This window comes from Leptolyngbya sp. AS-A5 (genome assembly GCF_039962495.1).
Taxonomy (GTDB): Bacteria; Cyanobacteriota; Cyanobacteriia; order Leptolyngbyales; family Leptolyngbyaceae; genus Leptolyngbya.
Genome location: NZ_JAMPLL010000016.1, coordinates 60,850 through 85,566 on the forward strand (window position 1 = coordinate 60,850; position 24,717 = coordinate 85,566).

Annotated in this window: 25 protein-coding genes; 13 read left to right on the forward strand and 12 right to left on the reverse strand. The window is 49.8% G+C overall.

All coding sequences use genetic code 11. The features are described 5' to 3' along the window. Nucleotide 1 precedes the first annotated feature (1 nt). The 3 genes from NC980_RS17460 to cysS form a co-directional block, all read right to left on the reverse strand. The gene (locus NC980_RS17460) at nucleotides 2-1,327 is read right to left on the reverse strand and encodes a TldD/PmbA family protein (RefSeq protein WP_190376464.1); all 1,326 of its coding nucleotides are present in this window, start codon (nucleotides 1,325-1,327) and stop codon (nucleotides 2-4) included. Between the two features lie 2 nt (nucleotides 1,328-1,329). Then, nucleotides 1,330-2,769, reverse strand: coding sequence for a TldD/PmbA family protein (locus NC980_RS17465; protein WP_190376465.1), 1,440 nt, complete (start codon nucleotides 2,767-2,769; stop codon nucleotides 1,330-1,332). 90 nt (nucleotides 2,770-2,859) lie between these two features. After that, the gene (gene cysS / locus NC980_RS17470; protein WP_190376466.1) at nucleotides 2,860-4,281 is read right to left on the reverse strand and encodes a cysteine--tRNA ligase; all 1,422 of its coding nucleotides are present in this window, start codon (nucleotides 4,279-4,281) and stop codon (nucleotides 2,860-2,862) included. Nucleotides 4,282-4,372: 91 nt separating this feature from the next. Here cysS and NC980_RS17475 point away from each other — a divergent pair, with 91 nt between their 5' ends. After that, nucleotides 4,373-5,500, forward strand: a complete 1,128-nt coding sequence (locus tag NC980_RS17475) for a GTP-binding protein (protein ID WP_190376467.1) — start codon at nucleotides 4,373-4,375, stop codon at nucleotides 5,498-5,500. A 33-nt stretch (nucleotides 5,501-5,533) separates the two neighbouring features. After that, nucleotides 5,534-5,824: a (2Fe-2S) ferredoxin domain-containing protein gene (locus NC980_RS17480; protein WP_190376468.1), complete on the forward strand. Its 291-nt coding sequence runs from the start codon at nucleotides 5,534-5,536 to the stop codon at nucleotides 5,822-5,824. A 282-nt stretch (nucleotides 5,825-6,106) separates the two neighbouring features. Here NC980_RS17480 and NC980_RS17485 read toward each other — a convergent pair whose 3' ends face one another. From NC980_RS17485 to NC980_RS17500, 4 genes are all read right to left on the reverse strand, one after another. Then, a complete protein-coding gene (locus NC980_RS17485) occupies nucleotides 6,107-9,307 on the reverse strand; it encodes a tetratricopeptide repeat protein (RefSeq protein ID WP_190376469.1) in 3,201 nt (1,066 codons plus the stop codon). After that, nucleotides 9,304-9,714: a PIN domain-containing protein gene (locus tag NC980_RS17490; protein ID WP_190376470.1), complete on the reverse strand. Its 411-nt coding sequence runs from the start codon at nucleotides 9,712-9,714 to the stop codon at nucleotides 9,304-9,306. Before NC980_RS17490 ends, NC980_RS17485 begins: the two co-directional genes overlap by 4 nt. Next, nucleotides 9,702-9,923: a hypothetical protein gene (locus tag NC980_RS17495; RefSeq protein ID WP_190376508.1), complete on the reverse strand. Its 222-nt coding sequence runs from the start codon at nucleotides 9,921-9,923 to the stop codon at nucleotides 9,702-9,704. Before NC980_RS17495 ends, NC980_RS17490 begins: the two co-directional genes overlap by 13 nt. Before the next feature lie 62 nt (nucleotides 9,924-9,985). Beyond that, complete coding sequence (locus tag NC980_RS17500) at nucleotides 9,986-10,330, reverse strand: hypothetical protein (protein WP_190376471.1); 345 nt, start codon at nucleotides 10,328-10,330, stop codon at nucleotides 9,986-9,988. A 499-nt stretch (nucleotides 10,331-10,829) separates the two neighbouring features. Between NC980_RS17500 and dtd the strand changes: the two genes are divergently transcribed. Further along, nucleotides 10,830-11,264 (forward strand): D-aminoacyl-tRNA deacylase, encoded by a 435-nt coding sequence (gene dtd / locus NC980_RS17505; RefSeq protein WP_190376473.1) that lies wholly within the window; start codon nucleotides 10,830-10,832, stop codon nucleotides 11,262-11,264. Between the two features lie 39 nt (nucleotides 11,265-11,303). Here the strand turns inward: dtd and dxr are convergent, their stop codons facing one another. After that, a complete protein-coding gene (dxr, locus tag NC980_RS17510; protein ID WP_190376474.1) occupies nucleotides 11,304-12,476 on the reverse strand; it encodes a 1-deoxy-D-xylulose-5-phosphate reductoisomerase in 1,173 nt (390 codons plus the stop codon). Between the two features lie 107 nt (nucleotides 12,477-12,583). On the opposite strand from dxr, the gene NC980_RS17515 reads away from it, so the two are divergent. Further along, a complete protein-coding gene (locus tag NC980_RS17515; RefSeq protein ID WP_190376475.1) occupies nucleotides 12,584-12,916 on the forward strand; it encodes a DUF433 domain-containing protein in 333 nt (110 codons plus the stop codon). Further along, nucleotides 12,913-13,272: a DUF5615 family PIN-like protein gene (locus NC980_RS17520; protein ID WP_190376476.1), complete on the forward strand. Its 360-nt coding sequence runs from the start codon at nucleotides 12,913-12,915 to the stop codon at nucleotides 13,270-13,272. Before NC980_RS17515 ends, NC980_RS17520 begins: the two co-directional genes overlap by 4 nt. Before the next feature lie 46 nt (nucleotides 13,273-13,318). Here the strand turns inward: NC980_RS17520 and trpB are convergent, their stop codons facing one another. The 3 genes from trpB to NC980_RS17535 form a co-directional block, all read right to left on the reverse strand. Further along, nucleotides 13,319-14,560 (reverse strand): tryptophan synthase subunit beta, encoded by a 1,242-nt coding sequence (gene trpB, locus NC980_RS17525; RefSeq protein ID WP_190376477.1) that lies wholly within the window; start codon nucleotides 14,558-14,560, stop codon nucleotides 13,319-13,321. A gap of 35 nt (nucleotides 14,561-14,595) precedes the next feature. Continuing rightward, nucleotides 14,596-15,378, reverse strand: coding sequence for a hypothetical protein (locus tag NC980_RS17530; protein ID WP_242026769.1), 783 nt, complete (start codon nucleotides 15,376-15,378; stop codon nucleotides 14,596-14,598). Nucleotides 15,379-15,454: 76 nt separating this feature from the next. After that, nucleotides 15,455-16,168, reverse strand: a complete 714-nt coding sequence (locus tag NC980_RS17535) for a class I SAM-dependent methyltransferase (protein WP_190376478.1) — start codon at nucleotides 16,166-16,168, stop codon at nucleotides 15,455-15,457. Nucleotides 16,169-16,285: 117 nt separating this feature from the next. Here NC980_RS17535 and NC980_RS17540 point away from each other — a divergent pair, with 117 nt between their 5' ends. From NC980_RS17540 to NC980_RS17555, 4 genes are all read left to right on the forward strand, one after another. Beyond that, nucleotides 16,286-17,104 (forward strand): M23 family metallopeptidase, encoded by an 819-nt coding sequence (locus NC980_RS17540; protein ID WP_190376507.1) that lies wholly within the window; start codon nucleotides 16,286-16,288, stop codon nucleotides 17,102-17,104. Nucleotides 17,105-17,212: 108 nt separating this feature from the next. Beyond that, entirely contained in the window at nucleotides 17,213-17,704 is a 492-nt protein-coding gene (locus NC980_RS17545) for a rhodanese-like domain-containing protein (RefSeq protein ID WP_190376479.1), read from the forward strand. A gap of 96 nt (nucleotides 17,705-17,800) precedes the next feature. Next, nucleotides 17,801-18,454 (forward strand): SOS response-associated peptidase, encoded by a 654-nt coding sequence (locus NC980_RS17550; protein ID WP_190376480.1) that lies wholly within the window; start codon nucleotides 17,801-17,803, stop codon nucleotides 18,452-18,454. 67 nt (nucleotides 18,455-18,521) lie between these two features. Then, on the forward strand, nucleotides 18,522-19,412 hold the full coding sequence (locus tag NC980_RS17555) for a hypothetical protein (protein ID WP_190376481.1): 891 nt from the start codon (nucleotides 18,522-18,524) through the stop codon (nucleotides 19,410-19,412). Nucleotides 19,413-19,456: 44 nt separating this feature from the next. Here the strand turns inward: NC980_RS17555 and NC980_RS17560 are convergent, their stop codons facing one another. Further along, on the reverse strand, nucleotides 19,457-20,878 hold the full coding sequence (locus NC980_RS17560) for an NADP-dependent isocitrate dehydrogenase (RefSeq protein WP_190376482.1): 1,422 nt from the start codon (nucleotides 20,876-20,878) through the stop codon (nucleotides 19,457-19,459). A 281-nt stretch (nucleotides 20,879-21,159) separates the two neighbouring features. Here NC980_RS17560 and NC980_RS17565 point away from each other — a divergent pair, with 281 nt between their 5' ends. The 4 genes from NC980_RS17565 to NC980_RS17580 all read left to right on the forward strand — a co-directional run bounded on the left by NC980_RS17565 (nucleotide 21,160) and on the right by NC980_RS17580 (nucleotide 24,692). Then, on the forward strand, nucleotides 21,160-21,840 hold the full coding sequence (locus tag NC980_RS17565) for a response regulator transcription factor (protein ID WP_190376483.1): 681 nt from the start codon (nucleotides 21,160-21,162) through the stop codon (nucleotides 21,838-21,840). Beyond that, nucleotides 21,837-22,334 carry an adenylyltransferase/cytidyltransferase family protein gene (locus NC980_RS17570; protein ID WP_190376484.1) on the forward strand — a complete coding sequence of 166 codons (498 nt, stop codon included), beginning with the start codon at nucleotides 21,837-21,839 and terminating at the stop codon, nucleotides 22,332-22,334. The genes NC980_RS17565 and NC980_RS17570 overlap by 4 nt, the downstream gene beginning before the upstream one ends. 16 nt (nucleotides 22,335-22,350) lie before the next feature. Beyond that, nucleotides 22,351-23,067, forward strand: coding sequence for a GUN4 domain-containing protein (locus NC980_RS17575; RefSeq protein WP_190376485.1), 717 nt, complete (start codon nucleotides 22,351-22,353; stop codon nucleotides 23,065-23,067). Nucleotides 23,068-23,276: 209 nt separating this feature from the next. After that, nucleotides 23,277-24,692: a GAF domain-containing sensor histidine kinase gene (locus NC980_RS17580; RefSeq protein ID WP_190376486.1), complete on the forward strand. Its 1,416-nt coding sequence runs from the start codon at nucleotides 23,277-23,279 to the stop codon at nucleotides 24,690-24,692. Nucleotides 24,693-24,717 lie beyond the last annotated feature (25 nt).

Here is a 24,717-nt window from a genome sequence, read left to right on the forward strand (position 1 = left end):
ATTAAAGCGTATAAGTGAAGTTCTCCACGAGCATACCAGGAACGTGAACCCCGCCTAAATTCCGATGTCCATAGGTTCCAACTTCAGGAACGAACTCCTGGAAATTGGTTAATGCAATCAAGTTCTCGCCCCAGAACTGATACAGACTATCATCGAATCTGAGATTTTCGATCGGCGCAACAATCTCGCCATTTTCCACCCAAAAGCAGGCATATCGGGTCATTCCGGTAATTCGACCCGTGGGACGATCGCTCCAGTTAAGATAATGCAGATTGGAGAGATATAGCCCTGTGTCTAAAGCTTGAAGAATGCGATCGTGGTCTAAGTCTCCAGGGAGAATTTCGGGCGATCGTAGTCCTTCGCTCTCAGATGCACCATTCGCTTCTAGTCCGTACTCTTTCGCGGTTCTGGATGAAGTGAGCATATTAATCAGCTCACCCGATTCAATCAGCGAGAGTTCCAAGGGTGCAATTTCACCCAGTTCATTAAATCGCGGCACTAAGCCAGATTTGAAGTTTTCTTTCAGCGTGAACTTGGGAGATAGCTTTTTCTCGCCGCGCCGCATGGCACTAAAACAGCTTCCGCCTTGTTGATGGGAGGACTCACTAATGCCGCCCCAAGACAGCATCGAGGCGAGTTCTGCAAGCGCAGCAGGGGCAAGATAGGTGCGATATTGTCCCCGTTGGATCGATTTCGGCGGTTGTGCCATGCGGCTTAACTGCGATCGAGATTCTTCAATCCTCGCTTGATACGCCTCACTATCCCAATCTGATCCCGCAAGCGTTCCTTTTACGGCTTGCCCATCTGGTGTAAACAGCGAGTAATCGAGCGAATACGAATCCGTTGCAAACCAGTGTTTTTGACCCACCGAATCGGCATAGGCACGAATCACCGATCCGGCCGCATAAATGCCTGTGAAATCAAGATCGGATACGACAGGCAGCAAAGCTGAAACGACTGCTTCTGGATCGAGCAGTTGACCGGTATGAACTTCACGACTGGTATTATTGCCAGCCGGAAGCACTAGATAAGGATTTTCTGGAAGCTGTGCTACCTCTTCACGCAGCGATGCGATCGCCTGGATTGCCGTTCGTCGATCGTTTTCAAAATCGCCTGTAAACGGAAACTCTCGATAACTGCTGCGCTGATTGTGCATTAACACCAATTGCAGATTGCCATCGTTGACACTTCCAGTTTGGCGAACTTTGGCATGATTAAATCGCGTGAATTGGCTTTGTTCACTATCCAGCGTCAGCGTGAATTGCTCATCGGGTTTCAACTGATTGCGGATTTCCTCAACCAGTTGATTAAAGCTATTTTCCAACATCGTTATGCACCCCCGCCAAAAACTTCGATATTTGCAAACACTGCGATCGGTGAACCATGTCCGACCGTGATTGCCTGATTCGGTTCGCCTTTCCCGCACATCGGCGTGCCGTACATTTGCCAAGTCGAACGATCGCCCACAGCAATTAGTCCGCCCCAAAACTGCGGCGTGATGCTGCGATAGTTCGGATTGCGTAGAGTCTTCGTCAGCTTGCCGTTTTCGATGCGTTTGGCGTATTCGCAACTGAACTGGAATTTGTGGCGCTGATCGTCGATCGACCAAGAGCGATTCGATTCCATGTAAATGCCGCGATCGATGCCGGCAATGATTTCTTCAAAGCTTTGATCGCCGGGTTCAAGGTTGAGATTTGCCATGCGGTCGATCGGCGGACGATTCCAAGACGATGCCCGCGCACAAGCAACCCCTTTTACCCCAGTTCTGGCTTGGCTTTCGAGGCTACCGACTCCGCGCTGTAAAACGCCTTCTTTGATCAAATATTCACGACTTGCAGGTGCGCCAGTGTCATCAAAACTGTAACTAGCAAATTCTCCAGAAACCGTCGGATCAAAGGTAATGTTCATCAACGGAGAGCCATACACCAAGTTTCCAAAGTCTTGGAGTTTGACAAAGCTCCCACCGGCATAGTTGCGCTCATCGCCCAGAATTCGATCGAGTTCCAACGGATGCCCAACACTCTCATGAATTTGCAGCAGCATTTGATCCGGAGCAAGAACCAACGTGGTCGTTTCATTCGGACAGTCTTCAGCCGTGAGCAGTTCGATCGCTTGTGCTCCAACTTGCTGCACTCGCGCCCACAGATCCGGAGTAATGAAGTATTCCAAGCCGCCCTGATAACAGCTTGCCAGCCAGCCGTTGTTTGATCGACGCTGAACGATCGCGCCCTCTTGAGCCGTTGCGGAATAGTCAGTTCCGATGCGAAAGAAATGCTGATACACTTCTGAACCGTTTGTGCTGACAAACCAAGTTTCTGTCTCAGTCGTGAGGGCGGTGGAGCTGGTTTGCACGATCTGATCAGAGACTTTGAGTTCGCGGGTGATCTTAATCAAGATGTCATTAATTTCACCAGGGCTAAGCGCATCGAACGGCTTCACCAACGGAGAAACATACTGTCCGACCACTTTCGGACGTGCCGAAATCGGGGTCGAATAGATGTTCCATTCTGAAGCCGCGATCGCTTGACGGTACGCCTTTTGTGCTGCGGCTTGAATTCCTGCAAGCGTGATCAGATTGGTTGCGGCGTACCCAATCTGACCCTTGACCAAGACTTCGACCATCACGCCCTGAGTTAGCGATGAGCCGTTTGTTTCGGGAATGCCATCGCGGACAGATCGCGTGGTTGATGCTTCCTTGGTTGCCCGTAGCCCCACCCAATCGGCGGGGACATCGATCGCATTGAGAAAATGGGAAAGTTCAGAAACCATGGGGCTTGGGATAAGTGGGAATACTCGATCTCAATCTCTGGTGGAAAACTTGCCATCAGAGATAAGTCATTATAGTGCGGTACTTCTAGTCTAGCGATGCCAAATCGTTTCACCGCCTGGTTTATCGATCAGCGTGATTCCTTGAGCTTGAAGTTCGTTGCGAATGCGATCGGCTTCGGCATAATTTTTCGCCTTTTTCGCGGCTTTGCGTTCTTCGACCAGCGCGACGATCGCGGCATCAGATAATCCCACCGCTGTTTCTTCGGGTTGGGCTTCGAGTCCCAAAACTTTCGCCAGTTCGATCAGGGTTTTCCACTGTGCAAGAAGAGTTTCAGGTTCCGCTTCGGTTTTACCTTCGTGTACGAGAATGTTGCCTTCGCGCTGTAATTCTTTAGCGATGGGGAATAGAGCCGCCAATGCACCGGATGTATTGAAATCATCATCCATTGCGGCTTGGAATTCTTGCACGGTTAAGGAAGTTCGATCGAGTTCTCCCTCCGGAGTAGAATTGAGCTTGAACCCAAATAACAAGCCATCTTTTAAGGTATTCCAGCCGTTTTCAGCCGCAGCCAAGGCATCATCGGTAAAATCGATCGGCTTACGATACCCCGCCTGCAACACAAACAAGCGAACCACCATCGGATCAGCGCCTTTTTTGTCCAGCAAATCCCGAATTGTGGTGAAATTACCCAGCGACTTCGACATTTTCTCGCCGCCGACATTCACCATGCCGTTGTGCAACCAGTAATTCGCCAGCGATCGACCCGTGACCGCTTCCGACTGAGCAATCTCATTTTCATGATGCGGAAAGATTAGATCCGCACCGCCGACATGAATATCGATCGACTCTCCCAAAAATTCCCGCACCATTGCCGAGCATTCAATATGCCAACCCGGACGACCTTTACCCCAAGGCGACTCCCAAGCAGGCTCACCCGGTTTCGCCCCTTTCCAAAGTGCAAAATCAAACGGATAGCGCTTTTTCGGTTCGTCATCATCGACGCGCCCACTCGCACCCGCCTGCATCTCGTCTAACTTGCGTCCCGAAAGCTTGCCGTACTCTTTATCCTGCTGAACGGCGTAGTACACATCGCCATCCGCCGCATATGCAAATTCTTTTTCCTCTAATTCGCGAATCAGGCGTTTAATCCCGTCCAGCGTTTCGGTCGCGCGAGGATAAGCATCTGCATCGAGAATATTCAACCGCCGCATATCCTCGAAATATGTTTGAATATTGCGTTCTGCCACGGCTTCCATCGTCGAACCTTCTTCCCGCGCTCGTCTGAGAATTTTGTCATCGATATCAGTAAAATTCTGCACATAGCGCACTCGATAGCCGCGCCACATCAAATAACGCCGCACTGTATCCCAGACGATGTACGATCGCGCATGACCCAAATGGCAATCGTCATACACCGTAACTCCGCAGCAATACATCTTCACCTGATCGGATAAGATCGGCTCAAACGGCTCCTTCCGGCGAGTTAGGGTGTTGTAAACGACTAAAGCCATGAAATTCTTAAACACAATAAAGACTGATAGCCCATCTTAATCGATTCTGATCAGCAATAATGGGGGAAAAGATATTTGATGCGATCGTGCTATGCAATCAGTCAGCACTCAGTCTGAATCCACAATGGATGTGCCCAAAACTGGGCTTCCGGTTACGATTATCACAGGCTTCTTGGGTAGCGGTAAAACCACGCTGCTGAACCACATTTTGACGAATCAACAGGGCTTAAAAACTGCCGTGTTGGTCAACGAGTTCGGTGAAATCGGTATCGATAACGAACTGATTATCCAGACCGATGAAGATAAGAATATGGTGGAACTCAGCAACGGCTGTATCTGTTGCACCATCAATAACGATCTGGTTGATGCGGTCTACAAGGTTCTAGAACGCCAAGACCAGATCGATTATCTCGTCGTTGAAACGACTGGACTTGCCGATCCGCTTCCGGTTGCACTGACATTCTTAGGAACGGAACTGCGGGATCTGACTCGGCTTGATTCGATCGTTACCGTGGTCGATTCTGAAAACTTCAGCCTAGATCTGTTCAATAGTGAAGCGGCTTACAGCCAGATTGCTTACGGCGATATCATTTTGCTGAACAAAACGGATCTAGTCGATGAAGCCAACGTCGATGCGCTCGAAGTTCGGATTCGAGATATCAAAGACGGTGCGAGAATTCTCCGTACGGTTAAGGGGCAAGTTCCGTTAGCTGCCTTGTTGAGTGTGGGTCTATTTGAGTCCGATAAATACTTTGACCCGGACGCTGAATCGGATCATCATGACCACGAACATGATCACGCTCATGACCATCACGATCATTCTGCCTGCGATCATGATCATGGACATTGCACTCACGATCACGATCACGATCATCACCATCACCACTCGAATCACTTAGAGAATGATGGTTTCACCTCGGTTTCATTCGAGAGCGATCGACCGCTCAGCATTCGGAAGTTCCAGCATTTCCTTGATAATCAGCTTCCGACCAATGTGTTTCGCGCCAAAGGCATTCTCTGGTTTGATGAAAGTCCGAAGCGTCACATTTTCCACTTGAGCGGCAAGCGGTTCTCGCTCGATGACGACGAATGGAAAGGCACTCCGAAGAATCAACTGGTGCTCATCGGACAAAATTTGGATCATGAGGAATTACGATCGCAAATCGAAGCCTGTGTCTGTCCGTCTTCACAAAACAAAGGCAAAGGTTTCGGGCGATAAGGGCAATCTAAGATAAAGTTCTTTGATTGTCTAATGTCTTCTAAACAAATTCTCGTTTGCCAGTACCAAAGCTGTCTTGCTCAAGGATCAGCCGAGGTGCTGGCAGCTTTTTTAGACTGTGCGGATTCTGAGGTGTCGATCGTTCCGAGTGAATGCCAAGGCCAATGCAATCTTGGTGCAATCGTGAGAGTTTTACCCGATGAAATTTGGTATTGTCGGGTGAAACCAAGCGATGTCAGTGCGATCGCTGAGTCTCATTTGCAGAATGATCAAGTCGTCGATCGATTGCTTCATCCCCGAATTCATCCGCGTTATTCAACCTGATTTTGCTGCTTTTATTAACGTGAGTTCGACGAAAGAATTTGCTTCGATGCTGAATCCGGGTCGCCCCCCAAATCCCCCACGAGTGGGGGAATTTGAAGATTAAGAAACCGCTTCAATTTAGGAAATTGCTGTTTTCTAAGTCCCCCAGAATGAGGGATTTAGGGGGCAAGAAGCCGATTAAAACGAAGCAAGAAATTTCGTCGAACTCACGTTTTATTATCGTCGATCAATATCTCGCGATCGACAATCCGAATCGACGCGAATCGATAATGCTTTGATCTTCTAATCCTGCGCTTCTTCGTTCAGCGCCTGAATCCATTGCTGAACCAGTTCGGGGTTAAAAATCTCTTGTAGGCGTTGTTGTCCTTCGGGAGATTGCAGCATTTGAACAATTACACGATTTAATAAATCGATGGCCTTCGCGGCATCAGGTGAACCGATTTGCTGAAGTATGGCTGCGGCTTCTTGCAAGTAGGGAATTGCTGAAGCATCCTCTCCTTGTCGATGTGCTAATCCTCCTAAGCACCAGAGCGTCATTGCTTTTCCCTGAACATATCCAATTTGCTCCTTTAATACAAGGGACTGATTGAAAAGCTTGATCGCTTGATTCACTTGTCCTTGAGTGGCGTAGATGCTTGCCAAATTGTTTAACGTCGTCGCTTTTCCCTGCACGTTGCCGATTTGCTCATTGAGTTGCAGCGATTGTTGATAGAGGTTGATCGCTTGATTCACTTGTCCTTGAGTGGCGTAGATGCCTGCCATTTGGTGTAACGTCGTCGCTTTTCCCTGCACGTTGCCGATTTGCTCATTGAGTTGCAGCGATTGTTGATAGAGGTTGATCGCTTGATTCACTTGTCCTTGAGTGGCGTAGATGCTTGCCAGATTGTGTAACGTCGTCGCTTTTCCCTGCACGTTGCCGATTTGCTCATTGAGTTGCAGCGATTGTTGATAGAGGTTGATCGCTTGATTCACTTGTCTTTGATTGGCGTAGTAGATGTTTGCCAGATTGTGAATAATGGCTGCCTTCTCACGCAAAACGGCTTTATCATCTGTGTCTGGATAATCTTCTAGAGCTTTTTGATAATTCTGAAGTGCAGAATTTGTCTCTCCTAATGGTTCCTCGGTTTTTGCAAGTTGGTGACGAACGCGGAAATCTTCGGTTACTTCTAGCGTCGATCGACAAAGCTGACCCGCTTCCCGAAATCGGCTTTTGTTTATCCATCGATCTGCAACCCGATCAGCAATTTCCGCCGCGATCGCTCCCTCTCTCCCAATCAGCGCCAACCGATGAATTTCGATCGCCTGATCTCCCGTTGCACCCTTTTCGCCTTGCCACCAAACCCGATACAACTCCCGCGCCGCCGCCCCTGCCAGCGCATCTACTTCCAACCCCTGCACCATCAAAATCCGAGGAACCCGCACTGATCCATCCGGCACGACCTCCAGCAACCCCAGCGCGATCGCTCGCTCCACCGATCGCCCCTCCGCCTCACACACCGACTCGAACACCGATCGCGGCACCGGAATTTCAAACACCATCCCCCGCCCCAACATCTCGACCAATGCTTCTGGCTGTTGTTTCAGCAACTCATCCGCCAAAATCTGTGCCCGAAACTCCGCTTCCTTCCCCTCCATCGCCGCCAAAATCTTGATCTGATCCGTCTCACCATCCAACAAGATCAGATCCAACCACTCCAGCAAGCGCGGATTCCCATCGGCGATCTCGATCGCTTTCTTCTGTAACTCTGAATCAACCTCTTTCGATTGAAACGCGGTTAATCGATCGCACTTTTTCTGCAATTCCCCATCGCGCAACCCTGCCAACGGCTCCCGATGCAACCGATCGCGCATCCCCGTGCCAAAATCATATCGACTCGTCACAATCACCCGATGCGGCACACCCGACAGATTAATCCCCTCTAACACCCCCTGCAACACCGGAACCACTGCCGATCTCATCACCTGCAATCCATCGCCGCGATCCTCCAAATTCGCCTCAAAATCATCCAAGACGATCACAAACGGCGGTTCTTTCTCACTCGATCGCTGCTTAAAAAACTTACTCAACTTCTGCGCCAGTCCCAACTTGCCATTGAGAATCTCACAGCCCCTCTCCGATTCACACTGCCGCAACAGCGCATTCATCAGCCGATCTTCCGTCAACTCCCGATAAATCACGATCGGCGCATATTCCACCAACCGTTCGAGCAATCGTTTCGCGACCGTACTCTTTCCTACCCCACCCAAACCATGCAGCACCACTCCCGGCTGCGATCTCAACGCCCGCAAACACCGCTGCAAATTCCGCCGCCGCCCCACAAATTCCGCCGCACTCGCCACCCGCACCTGTTCCTCTGCATCGAGAAACAAATCCTCAAACTGCACTCTCGGCGCAACCACCCGATCCCCAGACGGCAACACAAACGCCCCCCAAACCTCACTCGATCGCACGGTATACAGCCGTAATAGTTGCCACTGATTCCGCTCCTTCACCGTCATCGTCTGATCTTGTGCGATCGTCTGATACGTAAACGCCAACGCCTGCGCTAATATATATCCCGTCGCCAACTTCTCATACAGCACCGCCGCCGCCACCGTTGCGACTCGGTCGCCCACCGATCGCCCCCACCCCAACACCGCCGGAACTCCTTGCTTGATCAACTGTTCCGCCAACGACGGAACCGCCCCCTGTCCGCCTGCCTCTCCCGTCCGGCACCCCGACAAAAACACCAATCGCGGCTCCCGAAACTTCAGCACTTGCGCGATCTTGTCTGCTGTGGCTTCGTCTCGCGCCCCCGTTTGTGTCTCCGTCACAAAGTACGGCAAATATTCGATCGTGCCATTCTCCTGTTTCACCTCCCGAATATTCGCATGACCCGACAAATGCAGCACATCCATCGTCCCGTCATACCGCTGCCAAATGTCTTTCAATCCCTCGATCGAGCCACTTTCCTCGACCCGCAGCACCATCGGCAACTCTCTCGTCGCATCGAGAATCTCCGCTTCTTCCCGCTCAAAGTTCAGCTTCGTTTCTCCTGGTGCTTCGGGATCAGTCGCCATAAACATCACCTGAAGCGATCGTTCTGGCAAGTCTCGCAGTTTCGCCACGCCTTCACCCTGTCGCACAATCACCACCGGATTCGATCGCATCACCAGAAACTCAGTGCGATCGTGCAGGGTCTCCCAGGGTAAATGCGACAATCGTTCCGCCGTCTCGATCGCTAACACTAACCCTTCCCGCGTTTGATCGAGCGCTTGACCGAGCCATCGATCGTCCCCATCCAGCCAGAAATAAAGCTGCTTACCGACTTCTACCGGGTTAGGTTCTGCCATGTAGAAATCAGTTTTCGATTTCTTAATCAGGGTTTGAATGTCATCAAGCGCGATCGATCTTTCAGAGATCAACGGAGATTGATCTTGTTTGGCGGTTAATCTCGCGTGTCGCTCATCGATTAGAGTGAGGGTGATTTGGAGTGTTTTCATGGCTGCGATCGCAGGAGATACGGAGCGAGTTCTGGATATTGAGGAAACACACTATCGATACTGAGTAGCGTTGCTTTATAAACCAAAGCGGTTCCAATGATTAAGCGATCGAACGGGTCGCGATGAATCGGAGATAAACTAACTGCTCGATAAGCAATATCCGCCGTCAAAGGAAATAAATCAATGCCAGAAGGCTCTAACGCTTCTTGCAGCCATTGATCTGCTGAACAGGGCAATGCGAGCCGTCCTCTCTGATGGGCAAGTGCAATTTCATAGCAAGACACAGGAGAAACTCCTACTTGAGTGGCATTTTCGATCACAGTGTTCCAGTGACTGGGAAAGCGGGTGAGATCTTTATTGATAAACCAAAACCAGAGATGTGTATCGAGCAGAATTATTTCAGGCATTCCCAGTCTTGCTCATCAACGATCGGACTGACCAAATCCCCAAGCGTTTCTCCTTTTCCAGCAATAACAGCGGAGGGGGTTCGACGTTTATCAGAGATAGGCTTAACAGCTCGTCGCGCTTTCGCAGCAGACAGAAAGACCGCTAGTTCCTCAATCAGATCATCAGGAGCTTGAGCAATTTCGGATAAGAGTTGTTCTCGATTCGTCATTTTAATTCCTTGAAATAAATCAGCATCACTATTGACGCGCTCCTAACCAGTTTTAATGACAGTCAAGAACGCGAATCATTGGATTTCGCAATCTCTTTCAGCACTTTTGCAATCTGTTCGGGGGTAGCATCCTCGATCGCGATCCGTTCTTTCGGCGTAATAATCACCACGTTTTCAATCTTGTTCGCTTCCGAGCCGTGATACTCCTCGTACCATTTACGGATCTGCTCTGCCGCACTCAGTCCACCGCTAACCAATCCCACGATCGTCGCAATCACTTCCAGTGCTCCATCTCGTTTCACCTCATCCGAAGCTTCCCAACTTCCCGAAACTCCCGGTAAATTTACCAGCGCTTCTGCCGCAACGATCGCGCCCTTTCCTTCGATCGTGATTCTAATTCTTGACATCAGCCACTTCCACTTAATAACGCCACTCAGAGAAACTACGGATTCAGCAGTGTTGCCGGAGGTCACTCTATTTTTTTATTCTAATGTCCCAAAATCAAAATAAAAGGGACATAGAATTACTCCGCGTCCCTCCAGCAATTGCGATTGGAAAAGCGATTAATTCACCGAAAGTGCTTTGTCATTGCTCAATTTTGAGCCGTTTTTCTCGATCGATGCTGACGCTACAGTTTCGCTCGTCGATTGAGTCGTAGATTTCGATCGCTTTCGATTTGCGCCACCTGCAAAAATAGCAAATAAACTTACAAAAATCGAAAACGAACCTGCAAAAATAGCAAATGAACCTCGCGAAATTGAAAACGCATCGTTCAAAACAGCAATCGAATTCATCGAAACGACAAATGCACGATCGAATCAAGCAAATGAACCTAATGATTTAAAAACACTCATGCAAAATGCTGCGATCGCGATCGTCATTCTGACTAATCCAATTCTGTAACTTATGCGCGTTGTTCTTCAGCGAGTTCTTTCTTCCCAAGTCGTAGTAGATGGAGCAGTGATCGGGAAAATCGATCGCGGTTTAAATCTTCTAGTCGGAATTGCCGCAACGGATACCGCAGCCGAACTCGATTGGATGGCGCGGAAATGTTTAGAGTTGCGAGTGTTTTCCGAGGACGGCAGATTCGATCAATCCGTTCAAGATATCAACGGCGAAATTCTCGTTGTGAGCCAATTTACGCTGTACGGAGATTGCTGCAAAGGTCGTCGCCCTTCGTTTGATCAAGCGGCAGTTCCGGAGCGAGCCGAACAACTTTACAACCAATTTGTTGAGAAACTGCGATCAAGCGGCTTGAAAGTCGAAACCGGGAAATTCGGGGCAATGATGCGGGTGTCGATCGAGAACGATGGCCCTGTAACACTGCTCTTAGAGCGGTAATCATTTGCGCGATCGCCTAACACGACGATCGCACCTTTCCTACACCTCAACCAACTGACTCGCAGACACTACCGTTTGTCGCGCCCATTCATCCGCCGCCAGAATTTCTTCGAGCGTTGGTGTGGAACGATTTTGAGTTGTGTAGCGATCGCACGTTTCCTCAATTAATCGCGGAATATCCAAGAACTGAATTTTTTCTTCTAAAAATAGCGCCACCGCTTGTTCATTCGCCGCATTCAGCACCGCAGGCATACAGCCCCCTGCTCGACCTGCCGCATACGCCAACGCCATGCAAGGATACTTCGCGTGATCCGGCTCTCGGAAGGTCAGCGTTCCCAACTTCACCAGATCCAGCCGTTCCCAACTCGTCGGAACACGATCGGGATACGACAGCGAATACAACAACGGCAATCGCATATCCGCCCAGCCCAACTGTGCCAGCACCGAAGTATCTTGCAGTTCAATCAGCGAGTGAATAATGCTCTGCGGATGAATCACAATTTCAATATCGTCATAATCAACGCCAAATAAATAATGCGCTTCGATTACTTCCAAGCCTTTGTTCATCAGGGTGGCGGAGTCGATCGTAATCTTGCGCCCCATCGACCAATTTGGATGTTTCAGTGCATCTGCAACCGTCACCGATGCCAATTTTTCAACGGGCAGATCGCGGAACGAGCCACCCGATGCCGTTAAAATAATTTTCTTCAATCCGCCTTCTGGAACACCTTGCAAACACTGGAAAATTGCAGAATGTTCTGAATCGGCAGGGAGCATTTTTACGCCATGTTTTTGAATCAGGGGTAGCACCACAGGCGCACCCGCAATCAGTGTTTCTTTGTTTGCTAAAGCAATATTCTTTCCTGCCTCGATCGCTGCTAATGTCGGAAGCAATCCGGCACAGCCTACAATTCCACTCACAACCGACTCTGCATCGCCGTAACGTGCGACTTCGACGACTCCTGCTTCACCAGAGAGAATAATCGGCTGTGGGTCAAGATCGGCGATCGCGTCCTTTAATTCGGCTAACTTACTCTCGTCACAAATGGCGACGATTTCTGGGCGGAACGTGCGGATCTGCTGCGCGAATAATTCCACATTGCGTCCGGCTGCCATCCCGACAATACGAAACTGATCTGGATGCTCGGACACAATATCCAGCGTTTGTGTCCCGATCGATCCAGTTGAACCAAGAAGGGTGATTGCTTTCACGGGTTATTTGTTTGACACTTCACCCATATCTTACGGGGAAGGGGGGATCAACGGATCTGTGAGACACTCCAGTCTAGAATATCGATATTCAGTTACAAGGTCTTGTCATGCAACTGGAAGATTATTTTGAGTTTGCAAGTCCAGACGAAATCCGATTCAAAGGACATCGAATTGGACTGGAAGATGTGTTGAAGTATTACCTCGCAGGCTATTCACCGGAGCAAATTCTGGAGGAATTACCGTCCTTGAATCTCGAAAAGGTTCATGCCGCAATTATTTATTATTTACACGATCGATCCACGATCGAAGCGTATTTGCTGCGTTTGGCAAACTGGCGAGAACAACGCTATCAAGCGTGGGCAGAGTCTGAGCTTTCTCCGGTTGTACAACGATTGAGAGCATTGAAACGAGAGCGCAAAAGCAGCTTAACCCACTCATGAAAGCTCGATTTCTGCTTGATGAGAATTTATCGCCTAAGTTGAAAATTGCTGTTCTCCGCCTCAATCCAAGAATTGATATTTTGCGCGTTGGTGATCCAGGTGCCCCACTTTCTGGAACTCAAGATCCTGAAGTTTTGCAATATTTAGAACTGTCACAAAGAATATTAGTGACTGACAATCGCAAAAGTATGCCGGAACATTTAGAAATGCACTGGCAAAGCGGAGGATACATATGGGGACCATTTTGGCTGCGTCCTAGCTCGACCATTCGCGAGTGGGCAGAAGAACTGGTGCTGATTTGGGAAACCACTGCGGCGGAAGAGTGGATTGATCAACTGATCTGGATTCCGCTTTAGTGACGATAAAGCCCGTCTGGATTTTAGTTCAAACGGGCAAGGAACATTACGGATTGAGAATCTTCGAGACGCTCAAGACATCTTTATCGCCGCGTCCAGAGCAGTTGATTACAATTCGCGGACTTCCCGATAGTTGAGGGCAAAGCTTATCGAGATAAGCGATCGCGTGTGATGTCTCCAATGCCGGAATGATTCCTTCTAGCTGTGAAAGCTTCTGGAATGCAGCTAAGGCTTGCTCATCGGTGACAGCGTAGTATTCTGCCCGTCCAGCTTCCATCAAATAGCTATGTTCAGGCCCAACACCCGGATAATCTAAGCCTGCACTCACCGAGTGCGGCTCGATCACTTGTCCGTCTTCATCCTGTAACAAGTAGCTCATTGCGCCATGCAGCACTCCGACCCGCCCTTTAGTTAAGGTTGCTGCGTGTTTATCAGTTTCGACTCCATGCCCTGCGGCTTCAACTCCGATCATCCGAACGCTGGGGTCTTCGACAAATTCATGGAACAATCCCATTGCATTCGAGCCGCCGCCAACACAAGCCAGCAAAATATCCGGCAAGCCGCCCCATTTTTCCTGACATTGAGCGCGGGTTTCTTGACCGATAATTGCGTGAAAATCGCGCACAATCATCGGGTAGGGATGCGGCCCTGCAACTGAGCCGAGAATGTAATGCGTCGTCTCTACATTCGTCACCCAATCCCGAATCGCTTCGGAGGTGGCATCTTTGAGCGTTCCGGTTCCGGCTGCGACTGGACAAACTTCTGCACCCATCAGGCGCATTCTAAACACATTCAACGCTTGACGTTCCATATCGTGAACGCCCATGTAAACAACGCATTTCAGCCCAAATCGAGCGCAAGCGGTTGCAGTTGCAACTCCATGCTGTCCGGCTCCGGTTTCTGCGATCACGCGCTGTTTGCCCATGCGCTTGGCGAGGAGCGCTTGAGCGATCGCATTGTTAATCTTGTGTGCGCCTGTGTGGTTTAAATCTTCGCGCTTGAGGTAAATCTGTGCGCCCGTTCCGTCTGGCTTTGCGTAATGTTGTGTTAATCGCTCGGCAAAATAGAGCGGACTCGGACGACCGACATAATCGCGCAGAAGCGACTGGAGTTCTGCTTGAAAGTGGGGATCTTGACTGTACTGCTTGTAAGCGGCTTCGAGTTCTGCCAGTGCTGGCATCAATGTTTCAGGAACGTATTTACCGCCGAATTTGCCGAATCGACCCAGCCCATCGGGGCGGTTTTCAATTGATACAGACTGATTAGGAGGAAGCGGAGTAATAGTCACGATCGCCCTTTCAAAAATTCAGAACATCTTCAATCTTAAGGCATCCATTCCAAACCGATGCCAAATCGACTCTCTTTCTGAATCGGAGAATTGCGTTTCTGAAACTCGGTGGAGAGCCTGAGATTGTGTGTGAGGGCGTAGCCGATCGATAAGGTCGTCAATCCTGTTTGTTCTGAGCTAAACGGAGCCACCCAGCTTTGAGTCAGGCTAATATCTGCACCGCCTCCGCGAGAGAGAACAAACAGCGCTCTGATGCCTAGATTTGCGCCGTCGATCGTTTGTCCTTGCACGTTTAACTGCCGATATCCCACCAGCGGCGCGACATTGATGTAACTTCCGAGGGGACGAGCATAGTAATGTAAATCTGCACCCCAGTTTGAGGATTGATAATTCGCGCTGGTAGTGAGACGGGTGCGATCGATTCGCAAATCTTCAATTCCAAGATTTAATTCTGAAGCAGAATAGCCAATCCGTAATCTTGTGCGAAAACTCGGATCAGTTTTAATTTCTTCGGTCACATTTGGGACTTGTTTCTGCCAGCGTTGCAGGACTGGACTGTTCTGAATCACTTTCGGATCAAGGTCGAGTTCTGCTGCATAAGTGGGCGACCCAAGCAGTAAGATCCCAGAAATTAGCGCGAATTGGACAAAGAGCAATCGCTGCGATTGTGAATTCGGGTAGCCCCCTAAATCCCCCATTCTGGGTGACTTCGAGCCAAAAGCTTCAATGTCCCCCACGAGTGGGGGATTTAGGGGGCAGAAGCCGCCGAAAACGAAGTGCAAAACTTCGTTAAACTGCCGTGAAATCAAAACTTCCATCTTCAACGCTCATGTCTAACTTGCACACCATATCACTGGTGCAATGAAGATAGACCGTTAAGGTATGTTTCCATACCTAGACTACTTTTTCAAAGATGAAGATGTGCTGCTGCGGTAAACCGTTGCGAGTTTCAACATAGCGAAGTCCTGCAACCGTCATTTCTTGCCGCACTTGTTTCTGAGTCATTTTGTGTAGCGGTTTGATCAACACGAAGGGATTTTCGCCTCGGTATTCGACTAGAACCGCTCGCCCGTGAGGTTTGAGCGATCGTACAATTCCCGCCATCATTTCTTGGGGATATTCAAACTCGTGATACGCATCGATCATTAATGCTAAATCAACGCTGTTTTCCGGCAAATTCGGATTTGTTTCACTCCCTAAGATCGGCTCAACATTCGGGATTTTCTTCTCATCTTTCAGAGAGTTCAAAATCTCCAGCATTTCCGGCTGAACATCTACTGCATACACTTTGCCTTGTGGCACCCCAGAGGCAATTCGGAAGCTGAAATACCCGGTGCCTGCTCCAATATCCGCAACTACGCTATCTGGTTTGAGATTCAGCGCGGCAATCACTTTTTGGGGCTGTTCTTCGGATGCGCGGCTCGATCGCTCCAACCACCCTGCGCCCTGATGCCCCATGATCTGAGCAATTTCACGCCCCATGTAAATTTTGCCAATGCCATCCGGATCGTGATTTGTACGAGTTTGATAAACCTCTACATCCGCCCACACTGGCAAACTCAAACAAAGCCAAATCGCCAAAATTGCCCCTAGCCTTCTCCAGATCATTTTTCGCCTCTCGACACAATTCCCGTCTTGCCAAACTGTAAACTGTTGGCAGTTTTGTATCAACTTAAAGCCGTGTTCCTGACAAAACGTTCCACTTTGTTCTCGCTGGTCATCTCGCTGGTTGTCGCACTCTCGATCGTCTTCCTCACCGCTCCGTCCCGCGCTCTCCAAGCCCAGATTACGCCGCGATCGCCCGCGCTTGGAGATACAATTTCCGTGATCACCCAATCTCAAACCGCCCCGACAATTCGCTTTAACGGGAAGACCTATCCATCGTTTGATTTGGGCAATAACCGTTATCGATCGCTTCTACCTACAACACCGCTCGATCGTCCTGGTCGCCTCTCGATTCAAATTTCTGCGGGAACGGATATCCAGACGATCCCAATTACCTTGCGAAATCGATCGTTTCCCACTCAAAGCATTTGGCTCCCACCGGGAAAAGATGACAACGGCAGTGACTACGAATTCGATCGCATTGATGCGTTTAAAGCGATCGTTTCTCCAGAAAAACTTTGGTCAGGCAAATTTGCGCGTCCAAGTCAGGGTGGAGTGACCGCAGGTTACGGCATTCGCCGCTATTACAACGGAGTCTTTGCCAAAGATTATTATCATCGTGGGATTGATTATGCAGGTGGATACGGATCAGCGATCGTGGCTCCGGCAGCAGGTCGCGTAGTCTTAATCGGGCGAGAATCCCAAGGCTTCAAAGTGCATGGAAACTGTGTCGGACTCGACCACGGTCAGGGAGTTGAAACCATCTACATTCACATGAGCCGGATCGATGTCAAAGAAGGAGATGTTGTGAGACCCGGACAGCGCATCGGTGCGATCGGAGCGACCGGAGCCGCAACCGGAGCTCACCTTCATTGGGGCTTATTTGTGCATGGGGCAGCCGTCGATCCAACCCCTTGGCGCACGAATCCATTTGAATAAGTTTCGCAAATCTACCTTGCGACGATCGAAACCTTCTCACTTTAGCCAGATAAGCGATCCCACGCCTCCCCGTTAGATTGATCATGACCTCTACGGGAAATTTTTATTATGTCTAAAGTAGAAGATGCAATTGAAAAAGCTAAAGAAATGCTGCCGAATATCACTCCTACGCCGCCTGGATTGAAGGCACAGTCTTCAGTTCACGATCTGAAGTCTCGCTTAGAGTGGGGCGAACCCGGACTGACGATTCTAGATGTGCGTCCGCGTGATGTTTATAACCAAGGTCACATCATGGGAGCAATGGAGTTTCCGATCGACAAGCTGGTCGATTTAGCAAAAAATAACTTTGAATCGAATCGCGATATCTACGTTTACGGTGCAAGCGATCAAGAAACGGCTGAAGCTGCAAACCTGCTGCGTCAAGCAGGGTTTAACAGTGTTTCAGAGTTGAAAGGTGGACTGGACGCTTGGAAAGCGGTTGCAGGTTCGACCGAGGGCGTTGACGAATCTCTCGCTGATCCGGGCAAAAATGCTTACAACGTGGTAGACAATGTGAAAAACCACTTTGAACGTCAAGAGATCGATTTTGAAAAGCCATAGAGTTTTGCGATTCTCCTAAACTAACAAGAACTCCGATTTTCTCAACGAAGTCGGAGTTCTTGTGTACTGAGGAAAGCCTCCAAAATCACGATTTTTATGTGCGGAAGATTTACCCAAACTCATACAGCAGACGCGATCGCCCAAACCTTCGACCTCGACGAAATTCCTAACTGGCAACCGCGCTACAACATTGCCCCCACTCAACCCATCGGCGCGATCGTCGAACCGCATCACTTCAAACTCTTACGCTGGGGCTTGATTCCTGCTTGGGCGAAAGATGCAACGATCGGAAATAAACTAATCAACGCCCGCGCTGAGACAGTCAGTGAGAAACCTTCATTCCGCGATGCGTTTAAGCGCCGTCGCTGTCTGATTGTGGCGGATGGCTACTACGAATGGAAAAAGCAAGCGGGTAAAAAGCAGCCGTTCTACTTCCAATTAGAAGACCATCAACCTTTTGCCTTTGCCGGACTCTGGGAGCGCTGGAACTCTCCAGACGGTGAAACTGTTGAAACTTGCACAATTATCACGACTGAAGCGAATGAGCTTGCAGCAACCGTTCACGATCGAATGCCCGTAATCCTCTGCAAAGACGAGTACGATCGCTGGCTCGATCCAAGCTTCAAATCAGCCCAATCGCTCCTTCACCCCTACGCCAGTGCTACTATGCGATCGTATCCGGTTCCGCTAACCGTCAACAGGCCGACCCACGATGCCCCGGATTGTATTGCACAACTTAGTAAAGACTGACGAGATTTTCTCAATTCTTCTGTGTTAAATAGAATACAATCAGCCTTAAGTATCATGGATGTAGTCTATGCGGCATCAGCCATCCTGGGTTCGGTATGGATTAGCGCGGCTGCGCCCGATCGGTCGTCCCGTCGTTTGGGCACCTGCGATCGCGCTGTTGTTTTTGGTGTTGTTTACCTGGGAATTCTTCAGCCGCACAGAAGTTGCTCGTGAGCTTGAGAGCCCGGCGGCTGAGGGCACCCTGTCACCAGAAGATCGGGCGATCGGTGCCGATATTGATTCTTTGTCGCTCTTGATGAACGACATCAAAGCGGCATCCAGACCGGAAACGGCTCAATTTTTAATCGCGCCTACCGCTCCAACTGCAACACCGCAAAATGCTGCGACTCCAAATCGGCTCTTTTCTACTCCGACTGATGCGATCGCCCAGTCTGAGCCAGAAATACAAGAAACAACCGGAACGCTTAGAAGCGCCTCATCAACAGAACTTGGGCTTCCCTATACAACGCGACCCGCTACAACGGAGACCGCACTGCCGCCAAATCGACTGCAAGAGGCACTGACGAAATTAGCCACTGAGAACCGTTCGATCGTCTCGCAACCTCCGATCGAAGGCACAATTCGCTTAGACACTCCCAATATAGGAACCTCGATCAATGCCGCACCTCAAAATTCGTTTTCAGCGCTAATCGAAGGTACACAGCCGATCGTTCCTGGAACCATTCCGACTGTTTCTGCGCCTTTACCCATTGCACCTGCGATTAATGCACCTGCGATTAATGCACCTGTTGCTTCACCTGTTGCACCGCAAGCTCTCACACCCCAACCTGTTGAAACTCAAAATTTCGGTGTAATGCAGAATGCTCCGGTGGTGAATCAGCAACCGTTTTCCGTACCACGATCGATTCCCGGACGCACGATCGGCGGCGGGAATATCAACACCTTCTCGAATCCCTGAAAAAATCGGGATTGAACGACGCTTGAACAATCCCGATTCTCGGTTTAAAAATTCCGGATAATTGCATCCGCAAATTCAGAGCATTTCAGCGGCGGCTCAACCGGAGGTTCCATCAATCGCGCTAAATCATACGTTACCTCGCGCTGCTCGATCGCCTTCGCCAATCCGCCCTTGATCAAATCTGCTGCTTCTTGCCAGCCCAGATATTCCAGCATCATCACACCAGAAAGAATCAGTGAACCGGGATTCACGCGATCAAGTCCTGCATGTTTCGGAGCCGTACCATGAGTTGCCTCAAAAATCGCGCAGGCATCTCCGATATTTGCACCGGGAGCCATGCCCAAACCACCCGCGATCGCAGCCGCAGCATCGGAAATATAATCTCCGTTCAGGTTCATCGTCGCTAAAATCGAGTATTCATCCGGCCGGGTCTGAATCTGTTGGAAAATGCTATCCGCAATGCGGTCGTTAATCATTACTTTTTCCTTCCATTTCCCGCTCCCATGCGTTTCCCAGATGGAATCAAGAACCATTTGCACTTCTTTGCAGATTGATGCTTGCTTATCCGGAGTCATCGAACCATAACCCGGATCAATCTGACGGGCATTTTCTTCGATCGTCAGATTCGGGTTTTTCTCTTTGTTACCAAGAATCCAGGATTCACGCTCGGTCACACACTCTGATCGAAACTCCGTTGTCGCTAGTTCATATCCCCAATCCCGAAACGCGCCTTCGGTGTACTTCATAATGTTACCTTTGTGAACCAGCGTCACCGTTTGTTTATGCTTCGGCAACCGGAGCGCGTGTTGAATCGCTCGACGCACAAGACGCTGCGATCCTTTCTTACTGATCGGCTTAATTCCAATGCCCGCATCGAGCGGAATCTGCTTTTTCCCGTGTTCTGGAGTGCTGGGAATCAGATCCTCATTCAGCAGCTTGATTAAACGATCGCCAATCTCGCTGCCTTGTTTCCACTCGATCCCCAGGTAGATATCCTCAGTGTTCTCACGATAGATGATGACATCGAGTTTTTCCGGATAGCGATGTGGCGAAGGTGTTCCGGCGTAATACTTACAGGGACGCACACAGGCATACAGATCAAAGATTTGGCGCAACGCTACATTCAGCGATCGAATCCCACCGCCGATCGGGGTTGTCAATGGGCCTTTGATCGCCACACCGAATTCTCGAATCGCTTCTAGCGAGTCTTCAGGTAAATATTGATACGTTCCATACTGTTCGCAAGCCTCATCGCCAACGTAGATCTTGAACCAGGTGATCTGACGCTTCCCGCCGTATGCCCTCTGAACTGCCGCATCAAAAACCTTCTGCGATGCGGGCCACAAGTCAATACCCGTTCCATCTCCTCGAATGAATGGAATAATCGGGTTATCTGGAACGATCGGTTCTCCGTTCTCAAATCTAATCGCAGAACCCGTCGAAGGAGGTGTAATTTTTTCGTACATGATCGAGCAATTCTCAAGTTAGGATAAGTTGGGCGGTGTGCCAAATCGGCAAACCAATCTTGCAATTTATCTCTTATTAGCTAGGTAAAAGCAAGACAAATTCACGCAGCTAGAACGTAAAGATAAGCCTGAAACCTCAGAGCCATCAGTCACTGGGATATCATAATAAGGGAAAACTTTCGGTTAATCCGTTGACTAACTGAGTGAATAGGTAAGTTCGTTTCTTAGTTTCGATCGCACGACAGGTAGAAATTAATCGGCTTGAGCTTCTGGAGAGGCGCATGAAAAAAATTTTGATTGTCGATGATGATACTGCACTGCGAGTCGCACTCATTCGATTTTTAGAAAAACGCGGATATGCGGTACAGGGTGCAGCATCGGGAATCGAAGGATTAGCCCTATTTGAACAAGATTTGCCAGATTTAGTGGTGTCTGACGTGGTTATGCCAGAAATGGACGGACTCGAATTCTGTCGCCGCTTACGATCGCTCAGAACCGGACAACTGGTTCCCTTTATCTTTCTCTCCAGGCGCAGCGAAGTAGAAGACCGCGTTCAAGGTCATTCGATCGGAGCGGATGATTATTTGACCAAACCCTTTGAACCAAGAGAATTATTAGCAAAGATCGAAGGGCAACTGGAACGATCGCGCCGCATCCACACCGAAATTGTGCGCCTGATGCAGCAGTCGAGCCAACCGTCGAACGAAACATCCTTGCAAACCGTAAATCCACTACCCCTAACTCCTGCTGAAGAAAAAGTGTTCTGGGAAGTCATTCAAGGTCACACCAACAAGCAGATTGGCGATCATTTATTTGTCAGTCCGCGCACCGTGCAAACGCATTTAAGCAACATTTTGAGCAAACTACAGCTTGAAAACAGATCGCAACTCGTGCGCTATGCGTTTGAAAGAGGCTACCGACTGCCCTCTACTGAACCTGTAACCCATGAAGAAAACGCATGAGTGTGGGCATCTATTCTCTGAAAGCGCTACAGACCGCGATCGCATCTGATCCCGCTCGCTGGCGACCGCTTGTCGTGACAAACGGCTGCTTCGATCTGCTGCATCTGGGTCATGTGCGCTACCTCAACTTAGCCAGACAGCTCGGACAATCACTCGTGATTGGATTAAATAGTGACGAATCAATTCGATTAATTAAGCCCGATCGCAGCCCACCCCGTCCGATTGTGACTGAGCTAGAACGTGCCGAAGTCTTAGCGGCGCTGAAATCTGTCGATGGAGTCGTGATTTTTTCTGAAAAAACTGCTTGTGAGCTAGTTGAAGCGCTCCGCCCTGAGATTTATGCTAAAGGTGGTGACTACAATCTACAGACATTGCCCGAAGCCTCGATCGTACAATCCTACGGCGGACAAGTTCGTCTCATCGATATTGAAGTACCGTCTTCAACGACAGCGATCGTCGATCGAATTTTGAGAGGCGTAACCCGAACCCCCTAACACCCACATGGTTTACATGACTAATTTAGAAACCTCCTCAGCCCTCGATCTTCCCGGTAGCATCGCGACGCTCCAACTGAAGCTTCGATCAGACTCCGAAAAGGTGCAGCTTCAAGCGATCGACGAACTCTCCGCCCTTGGTGAAGACGGATTTCCTGCGCTGATGGAATTTTTGCTCGATCGTCCTGAATCGAGCCGAGTCAGCGCCAAAATTTATCAAACCCTGTTCAACACTCAAGCGCCAAAAGTGTTGGAGTTTCTTCAGCAACATTTCCCCACCGGAACCATCCCGCTCAAGTCCGATCGCAACATCGACTACACCGAACTTCAGCAACTCCTCGCCCAGCAGAAATTCCAAGCCGCCGATCTCCTCACAATTCAAAAACTGTGTGAACTGGCGGGAGAATCCGCCGTCCTTCGCAAATGGCTCTACTTCACCGAGGTTGAGAACTTCCCGACCCCAGATCTGCACACGATCGATGCCTTGTGGCTGGCTCATTCCGACTATCGCTACGGCTTTTCGGTGCAGCGGCAAATCTGGCTCAGTGTTGGCAAAAAATGGGAAAAACTGTGGGAAAAAATCGGCTGGAAATCTGGCTACACCTGGACGCGCTATCCCGACGGCTTTACCTGGAGCCTGAATGCGCCTAAAGGACACTTGCCGCTCTCCAATCAGCTACGCGGCGTTCGGGTGATTGCTGCACTCCTAAATCATTCCGCTTGGACAAAATAATCTGTTGGAGTCATTTTGTCCGTAATTTCATCAGACTAGAACAACTCAAACCCTTAAACTTCCGTAATCTCTCTTGCTGGTGAACGTTGATTTACCAGCAAGTCAGGGCAATCTGTGTATAGTTGAAGACTGTTTGACAGTCGTTGTTCCCTAAAGCACTGGATTGTCAGATGGTCGAGGAGTTCTTTAGATCGAGGATTGGGGTTGGAATGGGAATCCCCGAAATCAGGCTATTTTGCCGATTAGATGGGTTAACGGCTGCCGCTCGTGAGCAGCAGCGTCTACTGGTACTGACGGAACTCGGATTGCTCGATACCGAAGTTGTACCGATTTTTGAGGAAGCAACTCAAACCGCTGCTCACTCGCTCGGTGCGCCAATTAGCTTGCTCAGCGCGATCGATCAATCGCGTCAGTGGTTCAAATCTGCGGTTGGTCTCTCGCGCTTGGGCTTAATGAATGACTTGGCGCTTTCCCGACAACTGCCCCGCGAACACGCCTTCTGTGTGCATGTGATGGATAGCCAGCAGGTTTTGGCGATCGAGGACACGCTTGAGCATCCAGCGTTTGCCAACTCTTTGCTGTGTCAACAGTACGGCATTCGTGCGTATCTCGGTGCGCCCCTGCTGACGGTCAGCGGCGAGTGTGTCGGTACGCTTTGTGTCATGGATTCTCGCCCCCGGAACTTCACAGAACGGGATATCGAATTTCTCCTGCTGACTGCCCGCCTCAGCATGAGTGAATATGAGCGCCTACAAATGGTTAAAGCTCAAGTCGTCAAACCTGCACCGAGAGTTCAGCCTGCCGCCCTCCCTCCGCCTTCAAACCCCATTAAGTTTGAACTCCTGGCTCAACTCACTCAGGAGTTACGTACCCCATTGACCTCCGTTATGGGAATGGCAAGTGTACTCAATCGCGAAATCTACGGCCCCCTGACTAGCAAGCAAAAAGAGTATCTCGATATCATTCATCACAGCGGGCAGTACCTATTATCTTTAGTAAAGGAAATTCTAGAACTGTCGCAGCTTGACGACCAAAGCCGAGCGCTGAACTTATCGTCGATCGACATTGAGATGGTCTGTCAGCAGGCAATCAGTACCTTAGAGCAAGCTGCCAATCGTCGAGAGCAGCAAATTCGGCTATCGGTTGAACCCGGTAATCGTATTTGGCTACTCGACAAAGACAAGATCCGCCAAATGCTCTATCACTTGCTGTTTAGCGTGGTTCAGTCCTCGACAGCGGGTAGTATCGTGCGCCTGCACGTTTCGCAAAAGAGCAGCGGACTGCGGCTAACGGTATGGGCGGCGCACCCCTGTCTGGGCGAGGGGCTTGGTTTTAACGAAATGCTAATGCCGCAAACCAGCGCGATCGCGTCATTTGAGTACGAGATGCAGAGTCATGGGCATCGTGCAAGCGCGGGACTCATCCCGGTTGCGACCGCCCTCAGTGCTCCAAAGTTTAACAACCTTGATCAGTTCTCGGAAACCGATGCTGACACCGCCCGGAAGAATCTTGGCTTGCTGCTGAGTCGGCAACTCGCGGAGATGCACAGTGGGCAAATCTTGATTCAAGGATCATCAGAACCGGGATACCGATATGTGATCACTTTGCCCCGATTAACGCAGTAGCCTTGTCAAAACGCCAATATCGCGG